We start from the raw sequence: 19,854 nt of genomic DNA, 5'->3' as shown, positions 1-19,854 counted from the left end.
AACAAAAATTCAACAATCTGACGGCGACGGCGGTTCCGGCGCGGCCCGGGGAACATGGGGGATGCGCCCTACCTTGTCAAATCGGGTGAATTGGGGCTGGGATAAAGTCTTTGCTTTTCAAAGGCTTAAGAAAGGCGGTCTTCCGGAGCCGGTTCCAGCGGGAAGGCGGCCACGAGAAGCATGCGGACCTCTTCGCCACCTGCGGTAAGCGGCAGCGCCAGGCGCTCCCAGCTCCGCTCTACCTGCCAGGCCGAACGCTTGTCGCGGGAGGTGTAGTCGAAGGTGGCGGTATAGCGCCGCGACATCGGCATCCGGCTATGCACCACGGCGTCGTATTCGACGCGCAGCAGGGCGGCCTGGGCCTCGGGCAGTTCGCGGATGCTGCGGCCGGTCATGTCGACCTTGAACTGGTTCACGAAGGTCGAACCGTAGAGACGATAGACGTAGTCGCCGTCGTCCTTGCGCTCGACCAGCATCAGATTGCCCAGCCAGGGTTTCATCTCGATCGGGTCGATATCGGCACGGTCGGGCATCGGCCGGCCCTGGCGCTTGCCGGCCCAATAGGCATAGAGCGCCTGCAGCGTTTCCAGCGTCAGTTGCGGCGCGGCTTCCAGCATCCGACCCATGCGGTTGACAACACCCCCGATATTAGCCCGCCGGATGCGACCCAACATCCGGTATGTTTCAGGCAAGAATACCGCAAAAACATGAATCTGTCAGCCCGCGCCGGGTGCCCTCCGGCAGGATTTCACGATTGCAATCCCGGACGCTCGGTCACTGCCGCTGAATCATGGCCGCCGATGCTGGCCGTCAGGCCATGCCGCAGATAGCTTCAGCCGATATTTGCGGGAGGAGATTCGGCGTATGAGTGCAACGAACAAGGTCGCTTTCGTTACCGGCGCGGCGCGCGGTTTGGGCCTGGCGACGGCCGGCAAGTTCCTGGACGACGGCTGGCGGGTCGTCATGCTCGACATCCTGGGCGATACCTTGCGGGCGGCGGCGAAAGACCTGGACAAGCCCGGCGAAATCCTGACGATCGAGGCGGACGTGTCCGACCCCGCCGCCGTGCACAAGGCGGTGCAGCAGGCCAGGCAGCATTTCGGCCGCATCGATGCGCTGGTCAACAATGCCGGCATCGCCGTCTTCAAGCCGATTCTCGAAGTCACTCTGGAGGACTGGCAGAAGGTGCTGGCCACCAACCTGACCGGACCTTTCCTGATGGTGCAGGCGGTGGCGCCGATCATGCGCGATCAGGGCGGCGGCGCCGTCGTCAATATCACCTCGATCTCGGGCCTGCGCGCCTCGACCTTGCGCGTCGCCTACGGCACCAGCAAGGCGGGGCTGGCGCATCTGACCAAGCAGCAGGCGGCCGAACTGGGCGAATACGGCATCCGGGTGAACGCGGTGGCGCCGGGGCCGGTCGATACCGCGATGGCGAAAGCCGTGCATACGCCCGAAATCCGCGCCGACTATCACGACCACATTCCGCTCAACCGCTATGGCCTGGAAAGCGAACTGGCCAACGCGATCTATTTCCTCTGCGGCGATCAGTCGACCTATATCACCGGCCAGGTGCTGTGTGTCGATGGCGGCTTCGATGGCACCGGGATCGGATTGCCCACCCTGCGGGGGCAGAGACGGAATAGCTGAGCGGCGCCAGCGGCATTGCCTTGGCTGGATATTTCTTCGGCGATCGCCTCGCTTATGCCTGCGCGCGCCGCTTGAGCCACGCCTGCTTCACGCCGCCACGGTGATCTCCGCCTCGTGGCGCACGGGAAAGTTCACCGAATTGGCGATGAAGCATTTGGCATGCGCCTCTTCGTGCAGGCGTTTGGCCAATTCGACGTCGCCACCGGCGGCAATGGTGATGCGCGGCCGTAAAGTGACGCTCTCGAAATGCCCGCTGCCGTCGGCGGTTTCGATCATCACGCCGATGGCTGGATCGCGGTATTCCTGCACGACGATCTTGTTGGCGGCGCAGAGATGCAGGTACCACAGCATGTGGCAGGCCGAGAGCGAGGCGACCAGCATGTCCTCCGGATTGTAGCGCGCCGGATCGCCCCGGAAGGCGGGATCGGAGGAGCCGGCGATATCCGGCTTGCCAGCGGCACGGATCACATGATCGCGGCTGTAGGCTTTGTAGCTTGAGGTGCCGGTGCCCTGGTTGCCCGTCCAGACGATCTCGGCTTCGTAGCGGTGCGTCTTGCTCATGAGGTCACACTGGCTTTTCGTGATGCTCGGCCGGCCGGGCGAATTGCGGGAAATTCGGATGCAGCACCAGGGGCGTCACGGTGATGTCGGTGAAGCAGGGATAGAGCGGCATCGACCGCAACTGTGCCGAGACCGCATCCGCATCGGGAAGGTTCCATAAAACATATGTACCGAGCGCATTGCCCTTGCGCCAGATGCCGACCAGCTGGCGCTTGGCCAGCATCTGCTCGGAGGCGCGCCATTCCGCCTGCACCAGTTCTTGCAGTTTGTCGCCGGCGCGGGCGTATTCGATGCGTACATCGACCAGATGCAGGATGCTGTCCGGGGCGGGCTTGCTGCCAGGTTTCTCGTGGGTCGCGGCGCCGCGCGCGAATTGCGGAAAATTCGGATGCCCGATCAGCGGCGTGACCCTCACATCGGTGAAGAAGGGATAGAGCGGCATGGCGCGAATCTGATCGCTCAGGGCTGCGTGACTGGGCAGGTCAAGAATGAACATCGTGCCCATGCTGTTGGCCTTGCGCCAGATGCCGACGAACTGGCCTTTCTCCAGCAGCTCTTCCTCGACCTTCCATTCGGCCTTGACCAGCGGCTCGGCCCTGTCGCCGAGCGTGGAGAAATTGAAGGTCACATCGATCAGGAAGAGCATTGTCGGGCCTTTTTGCGATCATCCCCGGGCGCAGCGCAGATCCGGGATCCTGTTTCAAGTATTCAGCCGGGATGGCGGGAGAGATGGTTCAATCCACGATCCGTTTCTTCACATACGAGCCCGGTGCGTCCTCGATCACCTTCAGCTTGCCGTCGCCGGGCTTGCGCGCCGGAACTTTCGGCCCGGATTTCTCCGATAGCCATTTGTCCCAATCGCTCCACCACGAGCCGGGATATTCCGTGGCATCCTTGATCCAGTCTTCCACGTTGGGCGGATTGGTCTTCGTCTCGTTCAGCCAGTGCTGATACTTCTTCGCGTTCGGGTGATTGATCACGCCGGCGATATGGCCCGAGCCCGCCATGATGAAGCGCACCGGACCGCCGTAAAGCTGCGTCGCCTTGTACACCGAGCGGTAGGGCGCGATGTGATCGTCGCGGCTGGCCTGGATATAGACCGGTATCCTGATCTTGCGCAGGTCCAGCTGCTCGCCCGCCAGTTCCAGCGCCCCGGGCCGGGACAGCAGGTTCTTCTGGTACATGTTGCGAAGATAGAACTGGTGCATCCTCGCCGGCATGCGCGTGCAGTCGGAATTCCAGTACAGCAGATCGAAGGGGAAGGGCTCCTTGCCGAGCAGATAATTGTTGACGACGAAGGACCAGATCAGGTCGTTCGAGCGCAGCATGTTGAAGGTGGTCGCCATCTCGCCGCCATCGAGATAGCCTTTTTCCTTCATCAGCTCGTCAAGGTAATGCAGCGTATCCTCGTCGGTGAAGACGGTCAGTTCGCCGGCTTCCGAAAAATCGACCTGGGCGGCGAAGAAGGTGACCGCCTTGATCCGATCGTCGCCCTTGGCGGCCATCCAGGCCAGGGTGGCCGCCATCAGCGTGCCGCCGATGCAATAGCCGATTGCTGTGACCTCTTCCTCGCCGGTGGCTTTCTTCACCGCATCGAGCCCGTCCAGAATGCCTTCGCGCATGTAGCTCTCGAAGGTCTTGTCGATCAGCGTCTCGTCCGGCTGATTCCAGGAGACGACGAAGACGGTGTAGCCTTTTTCGGTCATCCAGCGGATGAAGGAATTCTCCGGCTTCAGGTCGAGGATGTAGAATTTGTTGATCCAGGGCGGGACGATGAGGAGCGGCCGCTTGTAGACCTCCTTGGTCGCCGGTTCGTACTGGATGAGCTGCATCAGGTCGTTCTGGTAGATCACCTTGCCCGGCGTCACCGCAATGTTTCCGCCGACCGTGAAGGCCTTGGAATCGACCATCTTGATATTCAGCCTGCCCTTGCCGCGCTCCAAGTCGTCCAGCAGGTTCTGCAGGCCTTTCACCAGATTCTCGCCGTTGCTCTCGACCGTGGTCCGCAGCACTTCCGGATTGGTCAGCAGGAAGTTCGACGGCGCCATCGCATCGACGAACTGGCGCGTATAGAAATCGACCTTCTTGGCGATTTTCGGATCGACGCCCTCGACGCCGCCGACGGTCTGCTGCATCCAGCGGGCGGTCAGCAGGTAGGATTGCTTGATGTAGTCGAAGACGGCGCTTTCCTGCCAGGCGGGATCCTTGAACCGCTTGTCGCCCTTTTCCGGCTGGACCAGCGGGGGCGCCTCCTTGCCCATGAAACGGTCGGCCGCATTGGCCCAGAGCGCGGCGTAATCCCGCCACAGCTTCATCTGGGCCTCGATCAGCTTGTCCGGCTCGGCCATGAGCCGCGCCGCCATATCGGCAAAAGCCTTGCTGATATTGAGCGGATCGATATCCAATTGGCGCGGCAGACCCTCGGCGCTTTGCCGATTGGTGAAATCTGTCAATAACTTCTGGCTTTGCTCGGCGATCCGGGCCCAGTTTTTGGCCCAGGTGGCGGGGTCAGGAAGCTTCACGTTACTGTCCGGTTGCTTCGCCATCCGACAGTCCTTATTCTCGGGCCCGTTTCCTCTGCCGCCCGAATCCGGGGAATGGCCAGATTTCTGCGGCGCTGACTGAGGTTACGGGATAGGGAATCGCGCCGCAAGGCTGACGGTTGGTGGGCGCCAAAACAGTAGCAGATGCAGATTATGTTCAGGGTTGCAGGGGGATTTCACATGGCAGGATTTGGCTCGGCTTCCGCCGGCGCAAGCGTGCGGCCCGCCGCCCAGGCGCGCAGCGCGGCGCGGCGCGGCGCGACGGCGGCAATCCTCGTCGCCACCATGTTGGGACTTGGCGCCTGCTCCTCGATGGAGTGGGCCGATCCCACCGGCTGGTTCGGCAGCGACGAGCCGGCGCCGGTTTCGACCACCAGCCCGCCGGCCGGAGAGGCGGCCTCGGCCGATGCGACACAGGCGCGCTTTCCCAATCTGAGCCGCGTGCCGCCGCGCCCGGTCGAGGTGACCAGCACGGGCGAGCGCAAGCAGGCGGTGGGCGCCCTGGCCGCGGACAACGCCAATGCCCGTCATACCGACGAGGAACTGCGGGCCCGTCCGGCCGATAGCAATGTTCCGCCGCCGGCGCCGCGTCAGCCGGTGACGCCGCTGCCATCGTCTGCGGCCCCGGCCCAGCAGACGCCCGCGCCGCAGGCACAGGCAGCGCCGCAGGCGCCGGTTCAGCAGGAGACGCTGCAGCCGCCGGCTGCGGCATCGGCTGCGGCCCCGGCCCAGGGCGAACAGCAGCCGCCGGTGACCTTGCAGCCGCCGGCGCCGACAGCGCCGGTTCAATCCTCTGCCAATGGCGCGCCGCGTCAGGGCGCCGCCGCCGTCACGGATACTTTCTCCCAGGCGCTGGCACAATCTTCGGCGACGACCCTGCCGCCGAATCTGGCCCAGGCAACGCTGCAGCCCAGCAGCGCCGGCGGAACGGCCACGGCGGCCGCCGCCAGCGGCCTGCCGGCCCCGGGCAGCAGCCAGCTTCTGGCGGTAATCCGCTTCGGCAATGGCGACACCAGGCTGGGCAGCGACGACCGGACGCTGCTGCGCAAGGTGGCGGAATATTACAAGGGGCTGGGCGGCAAGGGCGCGCTGCGTGTCGTCGGCTATGCCTCCAGCCGCACCGGCAACATGGATTCCAGCAGCCATCGGCAGCTCAATTACAGCCTGTCGGAGCGCCGCGCCAATGCGGTAACCGCCGAGTTGCGCCGCCGCGGCGTCGCCGCCGACAAGATCCGAACTACCGCCGGGGCGGATTCGGCACCGGTCTATTACGAGGCCATGCCGATCGCCGAGGACTATAACCGCCGGGTTGAAATCTATCTTGTGAACTGAACGGATTTCGGCCAAGCCAGATTTCGGCTAAAGAAGGCGGGGCGCGGGGCGAAGAGCTGCCGCGCTTTCGCTTACCTGAGGCCCTGTTTTCGGACGTACAAAGCCATGGATACCGAGTTCTACCGCATCAAGCGCCTGCCGCCCTACGTGTTCGAGGAAGTGAACCGCATGAAGGCCCAGGCCCGGGCCCGCGGCGAAGACATTATCGATTTCGGCATGGGCAATCCGGACAATCCGACCCCGCCGCATATCGTCGCCAAGCTGGTCGAGGCGGCGCAAAACCCCCGCGCGCATCGCTATTCCTCCAGCCGCGGCGTGCCGGGCCTGCGCAAGGCGCTGGCCAATTACTATGGCCGCCGCTTCGGCGTGGAACTCGACCCAGAGAAGGAGGCGATCGTCACGCTGGGCTCGAAGGAGGGTCTCGCCAATCTGGCGATGGCGATCTCGGCGCCGGGCGATACCGTGCTGGTGCCCAATCCCAGCTATCCGATGCATGCCTTCGGCTTCGTCATCGCCGGTGCCAATGTGCGCAGCGTGCAGATCGGCCCGGGCATCGATTTCTTCGCCGGGCTCGAGCGCGCCTATCAGCATAGCGTGCCCAAGCCGATCGCGCTGATCGTCAGCTTTCCGGCCAACCCGACGGCAATGACGGTCGATCTGGCCTTTTATGAGGCCATCGTAGACTTCGCCAAGAAGCGCAGCATGTGGGTGATCTCGGATCTGGCCTATTCCGAGATTTACTTCGACGGCAATCCGCCGCCCTCGATCCTGCAGGTCAAGGGCGCCAAGGATGTCGCCATCGAGTTCACCTCGCTGTCCAAGACCTACAACATGCCGGGCTGGCGCATCGGCTTCGGTGCCGGCAATCCGGCGCTGATCGCCGCCCTGGCGCGCATGAAATCCTATCTCGATTACGGCGCCTTCACGCCGATCCAGGTGGCGGCAACGGCGGCGCTGAATGGCCCGCAGGACTGCGTCGAGGAAATCCGCCAGACCTACAAGTCGCGCCGCGACGTGCTGGTGAAGGGGCTGAATGCCGCCGGCTGGGCGATCCCGATGCCGAATGCGTCGATGTTCTGCTGGGCGCCGATCCCCGAGCGATACGCACATCTTGGCTCGGTCGAGTTCTCCAAGCTGCTGCTGCGCGAGGCCGAGGTCGCCGTCGCGCCGGGCATCGGCTTCGGCGAGCATGGCGACAATTTCGTGCGCCTGGCCTTCGTCGAGAACGAGCATCGCACGCGCCAGGCGGTGAAGAACATCAAGCGGCTTCTGATGTCGCCCTCGAACCTGCCGGATTTCGCAGGCAAGGCCGCGGCCCATGGTTAAGGGAATCGGAAGGGTTGCCCCGCCGCTCAAGGTGGGGATCGCCGGTCTTGGCGTGGTCGGCGCCGGCGTCGTGCGCCTGCTGGACGAGCATGCCGATGTGCTGGCGGCCCGCGCCGGCCGGCCGATCAAGGTCGTCGCCGTTTCGGCGCGCGACAAGCGCAAGAAGCGCGACATGCCGAAAGGGAACTGGCGCTGGTATGCCGATGCGGTCGAACTGGCCCATGATCCCGAGGTCGAAGTCGTCGTCGAATTGATCGGCGGATCGGACGGTCCGGCGCGCGTGCTGGTCGAGGCCGCGCTGAAGGCCGGCAGGGGCGTGGTCACGGCCAACAAGGCGATGCTGGCCATGCATGGCGCCAGGATCGCCGCTCTGGCCGAGGCCAAGGGCGCGCCGCTGGGATTCGAGGCCGCCGTGGCCGGCGGCATTCCGATCCTGAAGGCGCTGCGCGAGGGTCTGGCCGGCAACCGCATCGATCAGATCACCGGCATCCTCAACGGCACCTGCAATTACATCCTCACCGAAATGCGCGAGACCGGCCGGGATTTCGCCGAGGTGCTGGCCGAGGCGCAGAAGCTTGGCTATGCCGAGGCCGATCCCGGCTTCGACATCGACGGCGTCGATGCCGCGCATAAGCTTGCCGTGCTTACCGCCATCGCCTTCAATACCAAGGTCGATTTCAAGGCGGTGCATGTCGAGGGCATCCGCGACGTCTCGGCCATCGACATCGCCTTCGCCCGCGAGTTCGGCTATCGCATCAAGCTGCTGGCGATCGCCCGTCGCACGCCGCGCGGCATCGAACAGCGCGTGCATCCCTGCATGGTGGCGGCGGATACGCCGATCGCCCATGTCGATGGCGTGTTCAATGCCGTCGCCGCCGAAGGCGATTATGTCGGCCGGGTGATGTTCGAAGGCCGCGGCGCCGGCAGCAAGCCGACCGCCTCGGCGGTGGTGGCGGATCTGGCCGATATCGCCGCCGGACGGTCCGCGCCGGCATTCGGCGTGCCCGCCGCGCGGCTGCAGCCGCTGAAAGCGGCGGCGATGGCCGACCGGATCGGGCGCTACTATATCCGGCTCATCGTGCGCGATCAGCCGGGCGTGCTGGCGGACGTCTCCGCTGTGCTGCGCGACGAGCGCATCTCCATCGAAAGCCTGGTCCAGCGCGGCCGCGCCGAGATCGAGAACCAGCCGGTCCCGGTGGTACTGATCAGCCACGAAGCGCGCGAAGCCGACATGGCCCGCGCCCTGAAGCGCATCGCCAGGCTGCGCTCCGTGCTGCAGCCGCCGACGCTGATCCGGATCGAACCGCTCTGAGGTCGCCCATGGCAGCCGCGAAGACCAGCACCAAGGCCAAGCCCGCGAAGCAGCAGTCCATGGCGGTCGAGCGCAATCTGACGCTCGAAGCCGTGCGCGTCACCGAGGCCGCGGCGATTGCCGCCGCCAAGCTGGTCGGCCTGGGCGATGAGATCGCCGCGGATCAGGCCGCCGTCGATGCGATGCGCAAGGCGCTGAACGGCCTGAATGTCGACGGCACCATCGTGATCGGCGAGGGCGAGCGCGACGAGGCGCCGATGCTCTATATCGGCGAGAAGGTCGGCACCGGCAACGGCCCGACCATCGATATCGCGCTGGATCCGCTGGAAGGCACGTCGCTGACCGCCAAGGGCGGCAACAACGCGCTCACCGTGATCGCTTTCGCCAACAGCGGCTGTTTTCTCAATGCGCCGGATATCTACATGGACAAGATCGCGGTCGGCGGCGGCCTGCCCGAGGGTGTCGTCGATCTGGACCTGCCTGCGGCGGACAATCTGCAGCGCGTCGCCGCGGCCAAGGGTGTGGCGGTTTCCGATCTGACCGTCTGCATTCTAGACCGCCCGCGCCATATGGAGCTGATCAACGCCGTCCGTGCCACCGGCGCGCGGATTTCGCTGATTTCGGACGGTGACGTCGCCGGCATCATCGCCACGACCGATTGCGCAACCGGCATCGACATCTACATGGGCTCCGGCGGCGCGCCGGAGGGCGTGCTGGCTGCGGCCGCGCTGCGCTGCATCGGCGGACAGATGCAGGCGCGGCTGATGTTCCGCAACGACGCCGAGCGCACGCGGGCGCGGCGGCTCGGTATCGACAAGCTGGATCGGAAATACAGCCTGAACGACCTTGCCTCCGGCGACGTCATCTTCGCCGCCACGGGCGTGACCGACGGCTCGATGCTGCAGGGCGTCAAGCGCGTGCCGGGCGGCTACAAGGTGCATTCCATCGTCATGCGCTCGCAGACCGGCACGATCCGGCGCATCGAAGCGGTGATCCGGATTCCGCCTCAGCAGGCGTAGAGGTCATGCCGGGCACCGACAGCACTCCGTTTCTGGGCGTGGCCCGTTCGGTACAGGGACGCCGCTGGCGCCTGCGCAATCTGAACGACCGTCTGGCCCTGGCCCTGGCGCAGCAGGCCGGCCTGCCGGAAATCCTCGGCCGCGTGCTGGCGGGCCGCGGCGTCGATCCCGACATGCTGGAGGATCACCTCAATCCCAGCCTGCGGCGGCTGTTGCCCGATCCCTCCCGTTTCCGTGACATGGACACCGCCGCCGGTCGCCTGGCGAAGGCCATCATTGACGACGAGAAGGTTGCGGTATTCGGCGATTACGATGTCGATGGCGCCACTTCCACCGCGTTGCTGAACCGTTTTTTCAGAGCTATCGGCCGCCGGCTGCGCGTTTACATCCCGGATCGCCTGAAGGAAGGTTACGGTCCCAATGCCCCGGCCCTGCGCAAGCTGGCCGGAGAAGGGATCAGGCTGGTCGTCACTGTCGATTGCGGCACGCTGGCCTTTGCGCCGCTGGAAGATGCGGCGGCCATCGGCCTTGATGTCGTGGTGGTCGATCATCATCTGGCCGAGCCGGAATTGCCCAGGGCTCTGGCGGTGATCAACCCGAACCGCCTCGACGAGGCGGAGGGCTACGGCCAGCTTGCCGCGGTCGGCGTGGCTTTCCTGCTGATCGTCGCGACCAATCGCCGCCTGCGCGAACGCGGCTTCTATACGGCCGAGCGGCCCGAGCCGGACCTGATCCAATGGCTCGATCTGGTCGCCCTGGGCACGGTCTGCGACGTCGTGCCGCTGACCGGCCTGAACCGCGCGCTGGTCACGCAGGGCATCAAGGTGCTGCGCGGCCGGGGCAATGCCGGCCTTGCCGCGCTGGCCGACATTGCCGGCGTCAACGAGCCGCCCGGCGCCTACCATCTCGGCTTCCTGCTGGGGCCGCGGGTGAATGCCGGCGGCCGCGTCGGCCAGGCCGATCTCGGCACACGGCTTCTGTCGACCGACGATCCGCGCCAGGCTGCCGCGATCGCGGCCGAGCTGGACCGCTATAACCGCGAGCGCCAGGAGATCGAAGCCGCCGTTCTGGCGGAAGCGCTGCAGGAACTGGAGCATCTGCCGGAAGACGCGCCGCTGGCGCTGATCGCGCGGCCCGGCTGGCATCCCGGCGTGATCGGCATCGTCGCCGCGCGCATCCGCGAGGCCGCCGGGCGGCCGAGCTTCATCGTGGCCCTGGACGAGAACGGCATCGGCAAGGGCTCGGGCCGCTCGATCCCCGGCGTCGATCTCGGCGCCGCCGTTGTGGCGGCGGGCCAGGCCGGGCTGCTGATCAATGGCGGCGGCCATGCCATGGCGGCCGGCCTGACCGTCGCAGCCGACAAGCTGAACGACCTGAAGGCATTTCTGAACGAGCGCCTGGCGGCGCCGGTGGCCAGGGCGGGCGCCTCGGCCTCGCTCGGCTTCGATGGGGTGCTCGGTATCGGCGGCTGCAATGCCGATCTTTGCGACCGGCTGGAGCAGCTCGGCCCGTATGGTTCGGGCAACCCGGAGCCGCGCTTTGCCCTGGCTGCCGCCCGCGTCGTGCAGGCGGATGTGGTGGGCGAGAAGCATGTGCGCTGCCTGATCACCGGCGGCGACGGCAAGGGCGCCAGGCTGCGGGCGATTGCCTTCCGCTCACTGGACGGCGAACTTGGCCCGGCCTTGCTGCAGGCGCGCCAGACCGGCGCGGCGATCCATGTCGGCGGACATCTGCGCAGCAGCTACTGGCGCGGCGAACGCCAGATTCAGTTCGTGCTGGAAGATGCGGCCCAGCCGGCGGGCTGAAGCGCGTTACTTTTTCTCGTCCGGGTGGGCGTGGATCGGATCGACCCAGTAGACCGACTCGGGCTTTTCGACCGGCTCGATGTCGAGATTGACCACCACCGGGTCCTGGCCCGAGCGCACCAGCACGCATTCCAGCGTCTCGTCGGTGCTGGCATTGATCTCCTGGTGCGGCACGTAAGGCGGCACGAAAATGAAATCCCCCGGACCCGCCTCGGCGGTGAATTCGAGATTGTTGCCCCAGCGCATGCGCGCCTTGCCCTTCACCACATAGATCACGCTTTCCAGATCGCCGTGATGATGCGCGCCGGTCTTGGCGTCGGGATGGATATGCACGGTGCCGGCCCAGATCTTCTGCGCGCCGGCGCGGGCGAAGTTGATAGCGGTGGCGCGGTTCATGCCGGCGGTCTTGCCCGCCGTGGTCGGGTCCAGCTTGTCGGCGGGGATAACCCGCACGCCGTCGTGTTTCCAGTCCGTATGGTGGGGATGGTCGTGGCTCATGGGCGGACTCCATTAAACGCTGGCAACAATGGTAGGGAGGCGAGGGGGGGCGGGCAACCGCCCGGGCCGCCTTTTCTCCGCTCCGCCAGCGGCTTAGGCCGAATCGGTCAACCCAAAAGAAAGCGGGATCGGGCGATGGTTTAGGGCATGGGATGCTTGATTTGTGGGGGCGGACCCGGTACACAGCCCCCGCCGCGCCGCTTTCAAGCCGCCCGGCCAGGCCGACCCCATCGTCTAGAGGCCTAGGACGTCACCCTTTCACGGTGAAGACACGGGTTCGACTCCCGTTGGGGTCGCCAATTCCATACAGCCCTATAAGTTAGTCTTGGATGCGGCGGCGATTGTTTTGCCGCCGGACAGGAGGGCGTTTCATGCCGATCAATCAGACCTTGCTTGCCGTCACCGAGCGGATCCGCGCGCGTTCCGAAGCCAGCCGCGCTGCCTATCTGGAGCGCCTGGAACGGGCAGCGGTGAATGGGCCGCGCCGCGCCGCGCTGTCCTGCGGCAATCTCGCGCATGGCTTTGCCGCCTGTCCGGCCGACGACAAGGCGGCGTTGAAGGACGGCCGCGAGGTCAATATCGGCATCGTCACGGCCTATAACGATATGCTTTCGGCGCATCAGCCCTTCGAGACCTTTCCCGCCGAGATCAAGCGGGCGGCGCGCGAAGCCGGCGCGGTGGCGCAGGTGGCCGGCGGCGTGCCGGCGATGTGCGACGGCGTCACGCAGGGTCAGACCGGCATGGAGCTGTCGCTGTTCAGCCGCGAGGTGATCGCGCTCGCCACCGCCGTCGCCCTGTCGCACAACATGTTCGATGCCGCGCTGTATCTCGGCGTCTGCGACAAGATCGTGCCAGGGCTCGTCATCGGCGCGCTGAGCTTCGGCCATCTGCCGGGCATCTTCGTGCCGGCCGGGCCGATGACCAGCGGCCTGCCGAATGACGAGAAGGCGAAGGTGCGTCAGCTTTATGCCGAGGGCAAAATCGGCCGCGCCGAATTGCTGGAGGCGGAGAGCAAATCCTATCACGGGCCCGGCACCTGCACCTTCTACGGCACGGCAAACTCCAACCAGATGCTGATGGAGATCATGGGTCTGCATCTGCCCGGCGCGTCCTTCGTCAATCCCGGCACGCCGTTGCGCTCGGCCTTGACCGCTGCGGCAACGAAACGCGCTACCGAGATCACTGCGCTGGGCAACGACTACACGCCGATCGGCCGCATCCTGGACGAGCGCGCGGTGGCGAACGGCATCGTCGGGCTGCTCGCCACCGGCGGCTCGACCAATCATACCCTGCATCTGGTGGCGATGGCCGCTGCCGCCGGGCATCGCATCACCTGGCAGGATTTCTCCGAACTCTCGGCCGTCGTGCCCCTGCTGGCACGCATCTATCCCAACGGCCTCGCCGATGTGAACCATTTCCAGGCCGCCGGCGGCATGGCCTATCTGATCCGCGAGTTGCGCGATGCCGGCCTTCTGCACGACGACGTGCGCACGGTGGTGGGCGAGGGGCTTGCGGCCTATACGCGCGAGCCCGGCCTGGAGGACGGGCAACTGGTCTGGCGCGACGGCGCCACCAGGAGCCACGATACCAATGTGCTGCGTGCCGCCGCCGAGCCTTTCTCGCCCGATGGCGGCCTGCGCATTCTGCACGGCAATCTCGGCGAGGCCGTGATCAAGATCTCGGCGGTGAAGCCGCAGCATCGTGTGGTCGAGGCGCCGGTGCGGCTGTTCTTCGACCAGGACGAACTGACGGCGGCGTTCAAGGCGGGCGAGCTGGAGCGCGACATGATCGCCGTGGTGCTGTTCCAGGGGCCGAAGGCCAATGGCATGCCCGAGCTGCACAAGCTGACGCCCAGCCTCGGCGTGCTGCAGGATCGCGGCTACAAGGTGGCACTGGTTACCGACGGAAGGATGTCGGGCGCCTCGGGGAAGGTGCCGGCGGCGATTCACGTCACGCCCGAAGCGGAAGCCGGCGGACCGCTGGCGCGCTTGCGCGACGGCGACATCGTGCGGCTGGATGCCGAACGGGGGACGCTCGAAGCGTTGGTGCCGGCGCAGGTCTGGGCGGAGCGGCAGCCGATCACGCGCGATGTTTCCGGCCATCACAGCGGCATGGGACGCGAACTGTTCTCGATCTTCCGCAGCAACGTCTCCGGCGCGGCGGAAGGGGCGACGATCTTCCCCTTCTTCGATACCGCGCGGGCGTAGACCCGGCCGCCGAGGCCCGTCACCTGAAATTGCGCGCTTCCGGCAGCACGACCTGCACTTCATTGAGGGGCCGAAACGGCGAGGGCAGCGAGGCCGGTGCGGCCGCCTGATCGAACAATTCCGGATCTGGCAGGTCGCCAAGGGTCGACAGCAATCCGCTGTGATCGATGAGCCTTTCGACGATGATGTGGGTGACGATGCCCTCGCGCTGCAGCTTGCCCTCGACGCCGAGCAGGCGGGCGCCGAGCAGCGTACGGCGATAGCGTTCCATCACCTTGGGCCAGACGATCAGGTTGGCGATGCCGCTCTCGTCCTCGATGGTGACGAAAATGACGCCGCTCGCCGTGCCCGGTCTCTGGCGCACCAGCACCAGTCCGGCCAGCCTGACCCGTTTATGCTCGGGTAGCTCGGTCAGGCTGCGTGCCGGCACGATGCCCTGCTGTTTCAGGATCGGCCGCAAGAGATGCAGCGGGTGCGCCCGCAAGGTCAGGCTGGTTTCGCGGTAATCCTGCAGCACCTGCTCGCCGGTGGTGAGCCGCGGCAGATTCACGTCCTCCTCGTTGCCGGTCTCCAAGGGCGGTTGATTATCGCCTGGTTTGATCTCGGCCTCGACGTAGTCGAACAGCGGCAGCGGCGCTTCGCCGAAGCTGCGGATCTGCCACAGCGCCTGGCGGCGATCGAGCCCGAGCGATGCACAGGCATCGGCGCGGGCGATGATCTCGAGGATGCGCAAGGGCAATGCCGAGCGGCGCCAGAGATCGCGCAAGGTGGCGAAGCCTGCGCCGCGCGCCGCCATCAGCTTGCGGATCGCCTCCTCGCGGCAGCCTTTCACCTGGCGGAAGCCGAGCCGCAGGGCGAGTCGCTGCGTCGGCGTACGTTCCAGCGTGCAATCCCAGTCGCTGTGATTGACGTCGATCGGCCGCAGCTCGACATGATGCTCGCGCGCATCGCGCACGATCTGGGCCGGAGCGTAGAAACCCATCGGCTGGCTGTTGAGCAGGGCGGCGGCGAAGATCGCCGGATGATGGCATTTGATCCAGGCCGAGATATAGGCGAGCTGGGCGAAGGCCGCCGCATGGCTTTCGGGGAAGCCGTAATCGCCGAAACCCTTGATCTGATTGAAGCAGCGGATGGCGAAATCGCGCGGATAGCCGTTCCTCTCCATGCCGTCGATCAGCTTGGCCTCGAAATGGTGGATGGTGCCGGCATGGCGGAAGGTGGCCATGGCGCGGCGCAGCTTGTCGGCCTCGGAAGGCGTGAAGCCGCCGGCGACGATGGCGATCTTCATCGCCTGTTCCTGGAACAGCGGCACGCCGAGCGTCTTTTCCAGCACGGCCTGCAATTCCGGCTTGACGTAATCGATCTTCTCTTTTCGGTCGCGCCGTTTCAGATAGGGATGCACCATGTCGCCCTGGATCGGGCCGGGGCGCACGATGGCGACCTCGATCACCAGGTCGTAGAATGTGCGCGGTTTGAGCCGCGGCAGCATCGACATCTGCGCCCGGCTTTCGATCTGGAAGACGCCGATCGTATCGGCCTGGCAGATCATGTCGTAGACCTTGGGGTCCTCCTGCGGCACGCTGGAAAGATCGTAGCGCTTGCCCTCATGGCGCTCGATCAGGTCGAAAGCCTTGTGGATGCAGGTCAGCATGCCGAGCGCCAGCACATCCACCTTCATTATGCCGAGTGCGTCGATATCGTCCTTGTCCCATTGGATGACGGTGCGTTCCGCCATCGCCGCGTTCTCGATCGGCACCAGTTCGGCCAGCGGGCCGCGGCTGATCACGAAGCCGCCGACATGCTGCGACAGATGGCGCGGGAAGCCGACCAGATCGCGCGCCAGGCTGAGGGCGAGCGCGATGCGGCCGGTATCCGGATCGATGCCGATCTCGCGCAGGTCCTGCTCGGTGACGCCCTCGCGACCCCAGCCCCAGAGCGTCTTGGAGAGTTTGGTGACGGTATCGGGCGACAGGCCCATCGCCTTGCCGACATCGCGGATGGCGCTTTTCGGCTGATAATGAATCACCGTGGCGGTCAGCCCGGCGCGGTCGCGGCCGTATTTCTCATAGATATACTGGATGACCTCCTCGCGCCGTTGATGCTCGAAATCGACGTCGATATCGGGCGGCTCGCGGCGCTCGGCCGAGACGAAGCGCTCGAAAAGAAGGTCGATCTGGGTGGGGTCGACCGAGGTGATGCCAAGGCAGAAGCAGACGGCGGAATTCGCCGCCGAGCCGCGGCCCTGGCACAGAATGTTTTGGCTGCGCGCGTAACGGACGATGTCATATACCGTGAGGAAATAGGGGGCGTAATCGAGCTCGCCGATCAGCCGAAGTTCGTATTCCACCAGCTTGCGGATTTTTTCCGGTATCCCCTCGGGGTATTTCTGCGCGGCCATTTTCCAGGTCAGCCGCACCAGTTCCTCCTGCGGCGTGGCGCTGTCGCCGCGGGTCTCCTCCGGATATTCGTAGCGCAATTCGTCCAGCGAAAAGCGGCAACGCGCCGCGATTTCCATCGTGCGGGCGATCGCTTCGGGATAACGGCGGAACAGCCGAGCCATGACTGCCGGAGATTTCAGATGCCGTTCGGCATTGGCTTGCAGACGGAAGCCGGCCTCGTCGATGCTGCAGCCATGCCGGATGCAGGTCAGTACATCCTGCAGGGCCCGGCGCCCGGGTATGTGATAGAGTACGTCGTTGCAGGCGACGAGGGCGACGCCATGCCTTTTGGCATAGGCCGCGAGCGCGGCCAGCCGGCGCCGGTCCTCGCCATCCAGCCGGCAGGCGGCAGCCAGCGACAGGCGGTCGCCGCAATGCTCCTGCAGTTCCTGCAGGCGCGCGGTGAAGGCCTCGTCCGGCTGCTCGTCTGGCGGCTCGGACGGCAGCAGGATGATCTGCTGGCCCTCGATCTGGTCGAGCAGATCGGCCCAGCGAAGCTCGCAGGCGCCTTTCTCGACGCGGCGGCGGCCGATGGTGATCAGCTTGGACAGCCGGCCATAGGCGGTGCGGTCCTGCGGCAGGCAGAGCAGGGACGGGCCGTCGAGCATGTCGAGTCTGGCGCCGACGATCAGTTGCAGACCGGTGCCGCGCGCTTCCGTATGGGCGCGCACCACGCCGGCCAGGCTGTTGCGGTCGGTGATCGCAATCGCCGAAAGCCCCGACGCAATGGCCTGGCGCACCAGCTCCTCCGGATGGCTGGCGCCTTCAAGGAAGCTGAAATTGGTGGTGACGTGCAGTTCGGCGTAAGAAGGCATTTTACTCTTTAGCTCTCGGATCAAACTCATCCGAACAGCCCATGCAGAAACCAGGCGTGATCCTGGCGGAACAGCCAGTAGCGGCGGCCTTCTGCATCCTCGGCGCGGAAATAATCGCGATGCGTCGGCGCCAGACCGCCGTGCCACCATTCCGGCGCCAGGCGTTCCGGCCCTTCCAGGCGCACCAGCTGGCGCGGCACGCGATGCCAGCGAAATGCTTTCGGCCAGCCTGTCGCATCGGCCTCGATCTCGACCGGCTCCGGCTGCGGCAGCAGCGCAACCGGGCGCAAGGCGGCCGGCGGCTTTGCCGGCTGCCAGCGGGCGAAGGGCGGCGCCCGGCGCAGGCTGCGTTCCGGCCAGTGGCTTTCCACCGGCTGCGGCCGGAAGACGGCGGCCGATCCGAGCCGCGCCTGCAGGCGGTCGATGATCTCCGCCACGCCGGTGGCCTGCCCGCCATTTGTTTGCGGCAGATCGGTCTGCTTTCCCGGCATGGCATCGCAGACGGGTGCCTCCAGCAGCATGGTCTCGATGCCGAAGCCGGGCTCGATGCCATCCAGCCGGTCGCGGAACAGGCGGAAGAGATGCCGCGGATCGCGGTTGGGCAGGTTGGTGCCGATCGCCAAGGTCTGCACCGCGCCGTCGACGCGATAGGCATGCAGCAGCAGGCGCCGCGCACCGCGCTGGTCCTGTTCCAGCAATCTGCACAGAGCGCCGAGCAGATGATGCAGAACGTGATCGATAGCTTCGCGGCTGATGATCGGTTCCGGCAGATCGGCGCGCGCCCGCCAGGGTGCCGGCGGCAGGCGCGGCGAGATCGGCTCGCCGCGGCGGCCAAACAGGGCATCCAGCCGCGCGGTCAGGTCCTGCCCGAAGCGGCGCGCCAGCGGTGCGCGCGGCAGTTTCGCCAGATCGCCGATCAGCCGCAGGCCGAGGCGCTTCAAGTCGTCGCCGGTCTCCAGCGGCAGGCGCATGGCCTCGACCGGCAGGTCGTTGATCGGCGCAAAGCCCCGCAGGATGCCGCCGCGGCCATGATGCGCCCAGGCCCAGGCGGCGGCCGGCGTATCGGCGGCAGCCAGCCGGACATGGCATCCCAGATGCGTAAGTTTCTGCCGCATCAGACTGAGCATTCTGCCTTCGCCGCCGAACAGATGCGCCACGCCGCTGATATCCAGGATCAGGCCGTCCGCGCCATCGGCTGCCACCCAGGGCGAGAAGCGGCTGCACCAGGCGGCCAGCTTGTCCAGGGCCGCAGCATCGGCGGCCGGATCGGCGGCGCCGGTGAGCAAATCCGGGACCAGCGCGCGCGCATCGGCGAGCGTCATGCCCGGCGCAAGACCATTGCCGGCCGCCACGGCATCGACGGCGACGAGCCGTACGCCGCCGCTGGCTCTGGTGGTCAGGGCGAGCGGACGGTCCGGATCGATGTCACTCCGCTGCCGCTGCCAGCGATCGGTCGGCCAATGCGGCAACCAGACGGAAATGAAGCGACGCATGATCCCAATCCAAAAGCCAGGAAGCCGGCTGTCCGCCACGGCAGCGTTCCAGCGTCACCGACCAGCGCGGATTGCGCCCGTCGCTCAGGGCCGGGTCGATGCGCCAGCGGGTCAGCGCCGCCGAAGGGGCCGCATCGCGCCGGATCAGCAGGCCGAGGCCATGGCCGGCTTCGGCGGCAAGCTGCAGCCGTCGCGTGGCGGTGAGGTCGGCGCTGTCGATCTCGGCCACGACGGCGGCATAGCCGGGCGTGCGCAGCGCCTCCTCGAAAGCCCAAAGGCGATCCTGTGACCGGCGCGTCCAGGCGATGGTCAGCCGGCGGTGATCCAGGCCATAGGCGGCAAGGCCGGGGGCATATAGCTGCTGCTCGGGGGTGATCCACAGGATCGGGCGGCTGGTCCGCACGCGGCCGAGATAGGCGCTCAGAAAGCCTGCGATCGCCGGGGCATGACCGACCAGCTCATGCAGGCTGCCGGTCGGCAAGCCGCCCCAGGGCAGGGCGCCGTCCAGCGCCGCTTCGCCGAAGCTGCAGGTCTTGCCGGTCAGGATGCGGCCGCCCACGGTCAGGCGGTTGATATGCTGCCGAAGCTGTTCGATCACACCGGTTTGCATCTGCTGGCCCATTGACTTCTCCTGTGCTGTTGCCGTTGTTCTACTATTGATCCTGAAAAATGCCAAAATGTTCTTATTCCTATTTTGTTCCAAACAAAATCAATGAGTTAAGCGTTTAAGCCGGTATGTCGCCGAAGGCTCAGGCCGCCGGTTGGGGTGAGTGCCCCAGGTCGGCGGACGGAACGCGGTGACCAATCGGGGCTGTTCTTGCTGTGCCTCGCTCCTGCGATGAGCATGCCTCGACG

At 65.9% G+C, this 19,854-nt stretch carries 15 protein-coding genes and 1 tRNA gene; 8 read left to right on the top strand and 8 right to left on the bottom strand.

Annotated features, from left to right (window positions below; genetic code table 11):
• Window positions 1-125 precede the first annotated feature (125 nt).
• Window positions 126-626 (bottom strand): PAS domain-containing protein, encoded by a 501-nt coding sequence (locus VF194_RS19195; protein WP_330892816.1) that lies wholly within the window; start codon window positions 624-626, stop codon window positions 126-128.
• A 238-nt stretch (window positions 627-864) separates the two neighbouring features.
• Here VF194_RS19195 and VF194_RS19190 point away from each other — a divergent pair, with 238 nt between their 5' ends.
• On the top strand, window positions 865-1,650 hold the full coding sequence (locus VF194_RS19190) for an SDR family oxidoreductase (RefSeq protein ID WP_330892815.1): 786 nt from the start codon (window positions 865-867) through the stop codon (window positions 1,648-1,650).
• An 87-nt stretch (window positions 1,651-1,737) separates the two neighbouring features.
• On the opposite strand, the gene VF194_RS19185 is transcribed toward VF194_RS19190, so the two are convergent.
• The 3 genes from VF194_RS19185 to VF194_RS19175 all read right to left on the bottom strand — a co-directional run bounded on the left by VF194_RS19185 (window position 1,738) and on the right by VF194_RS19175 (window position 4,757).
• The gene (locus VF194_RS19185) at window positions 1,738-2,211 is read right to left on the bottom strand and encodes an OsmC family protein (RefSeq protein ID WP_330892813.1); all 474 of its coding nucleotides are present in this window, start codon (window positions 2,209-2,211) and stop codon (window positions 1,738-1,740) included.
• A gap of 4 nt (window positions 2,212-2,215) precedes the next feature.
• Window positions 2,216-2,857, bottom strand: a complete 642-nt coding sequence (locus VF194_RS19180; RefSeq protein WP_330892812.1) for a muconolactone Delta-isomerase family protein — start codon at window positions 2,855-2,857, stop codon at window positions 2,216-2,218.
• Window positions 2,858-2,945: 88 nt separating this feature from the next.
• The gene (locus VF194_RS19175) at window positions 2,946-4,757 is read right to left on the bottom strand and encodes a class I poly(R)-hydroxyalkanoic acid synthase (protein ID WP_330892811.1); all 1,812 of its coding nucleotides are present in this window, start codon (window positions 4,755-4,757) and stop codon (window positions 2,946-2,948) included.
• A gap of 177 nt (window positions 4,758-4,934) precedes the next feature.
• Between VF194_RS19175 and VF194_RS19170 the strand changes: the two genes are divergently transcribed.
• From VF194_RS19170 to recJ, 5 genes are all read left to right on the top strand, one after another.
• Window positions 4,935-6,086, top strand: coding sequence for an OmpA family protein (locus VF194_RS19170; protein ID WP_330892810.1), 1,152 nt, complete (start codon window positions 4,935-4,937; stop codon window positions 6,084-6,086).
• Between the two features lie 105 nt (window positions 6,087-6,191).
• Entirely contained in the window at window positions 6,192-7,412 is a 1,221-nt protein-coding gene (locus VF194_RS19165) for an LL-diaminopimelate aminotransferase (RefSeq protein ID WP_330892809.1), read from the top strand.
• Entirely contained in the window at window positions 7,405-8,724 is a 1,320-nt protein-coding gene (locus VF194_RS19160) for a homoserine dehydrogenase (RefSeq protein ID WP_330892808.1), read from the top strand. The genes VF194_RS19165 and VF194_RS19160 overlap by 8 nt, the downstream gene beginning before the upstream one ends.
• Before the next feature lie 8 nt (window positions 8,725-8,732).
• Window positions 8,733-9,743, top strand: coding sequence for a class II fructose-bisphosphatase (gene glpX, locus VF194_RS19155; RefSeq protein ID WP_330892807.1), 1,011 nt, complete (start codon window positions 8,733-8,735; stop codon window positions 9,741-9,743).
• 5 nt (window positions 9,744-9,748) lie between these two features.
• The gene (gene recJ / locus VF194_RS19150; RefSeq protein ID WP_330892806.1) at window positions 9,749-11,548 is read left to right on the top strand and encodes a single-stranded-DNA-specific exonuclease RecJ; all 1,800 of its coding nucleotides are present in this window, start codon (window positions 9,749-9,751) and stop codon (window positions 11,546-11,548) included.
• A gap of 6 nt (window positions 11,549-11,554) precedes the next feature.
• Here the strand turns inward: recJ and VF194_RS19145 are convergent, their stop codons facing one another.
• Window positions 11,555-12,046, bottom strand: a complete 492-nt coding sequence (locus VF194_RS19145; protein ID WP_330892805.1) for a cupin domain-containing protein — start codon at window positions 12,044-12,046, stop codon at window positions 11,555-11,557.
• A 223-nt stretch (window positions 12,047-12,269) separates the two neighbouring features.
• Here VF194_RS19145 and VF194_RS19140 point away from each other — a divergent pair.
• Together VF194_RS19140 and edd are read left to right on the top strand one after the other, a co-directional pair.
• Window positions 12,270-12,345 (top strand) — tRNA-Glu (locus VF194_RS19140).
• Window positions 12,346-12,423: 78 nt separating this feature from the next.
• Window positions 12,424-14,253, top strand: a complete 1,830-nt coding sequence (edd, locus tag VF194_RS19135; RefSeq protein WP_414656127.1) for a phosphogluconate dehydratase — start codon at window positions 12,424-12,426, stop codon at window positions 14,251-14,253.
• 19 nt (window positions 14,254-14,272) lie between these two features.
• Here edd and VF194_RS19130 read toward each other — a convergent pair whose 3' ends face one another.
• From VF194_RS19130 to VF194_RS19120, 3 genes are read right to left on the bottom strand one after another with little or no spacing between them, the layout of a single operon-like run.
• On the bottom strand, window positions 14,273-17,506 hold the full coding sequence (locus VF194_RS19130) for an error-prone DNA polymerase (RefSeq protein WP_330892803.1): 3,234 nt from the start codon (window positions 17,504-17,506) through the stop codon (window positions 14,273-14,275).
• 26 nt (window positions 17,507-17,532) lie between these two features.
• On the bottom strand, window positions 17,533-18,999 hold the full coding sequence (locus VF194_RS19125; RefSeq protein ID WP_330892802.1) for a DNA polymerase Y family protein: 1,467 nt from the start codon (window positions 18,997-18,999) through the stop codon (window positions 17,533-17,535).
• Window positions 18,932-19,621, bottom strand: coding sequence for a hypothetical protein (locus VF194_RS19120; protein WP_330892801.1), 690 nt, complete (start codon window positions 19,619-19,621; stop codon window positions 18,932-18,934). Before VF194_RS19120 ends, VF194_RS19125 begins: the two co-directional genes overlap by 68 nt.
• Between the last annotated feature and the right edge of the window lie 233 nt (window positions 19,622-19,854).

This window comes from Ferrovibrio sp. (genome assembly GCF_036381655.1).
Taxonomy (GTDB): domain Bacteria; phylum Pseudomonadota; class Alphaproteobacteria; order Ferrovibrionales; family Ferrovibrionaceae; genus Ferrovibrio.
This window is presented reverse-complemented; position numbering and strand designations above follow the sequence as displayed.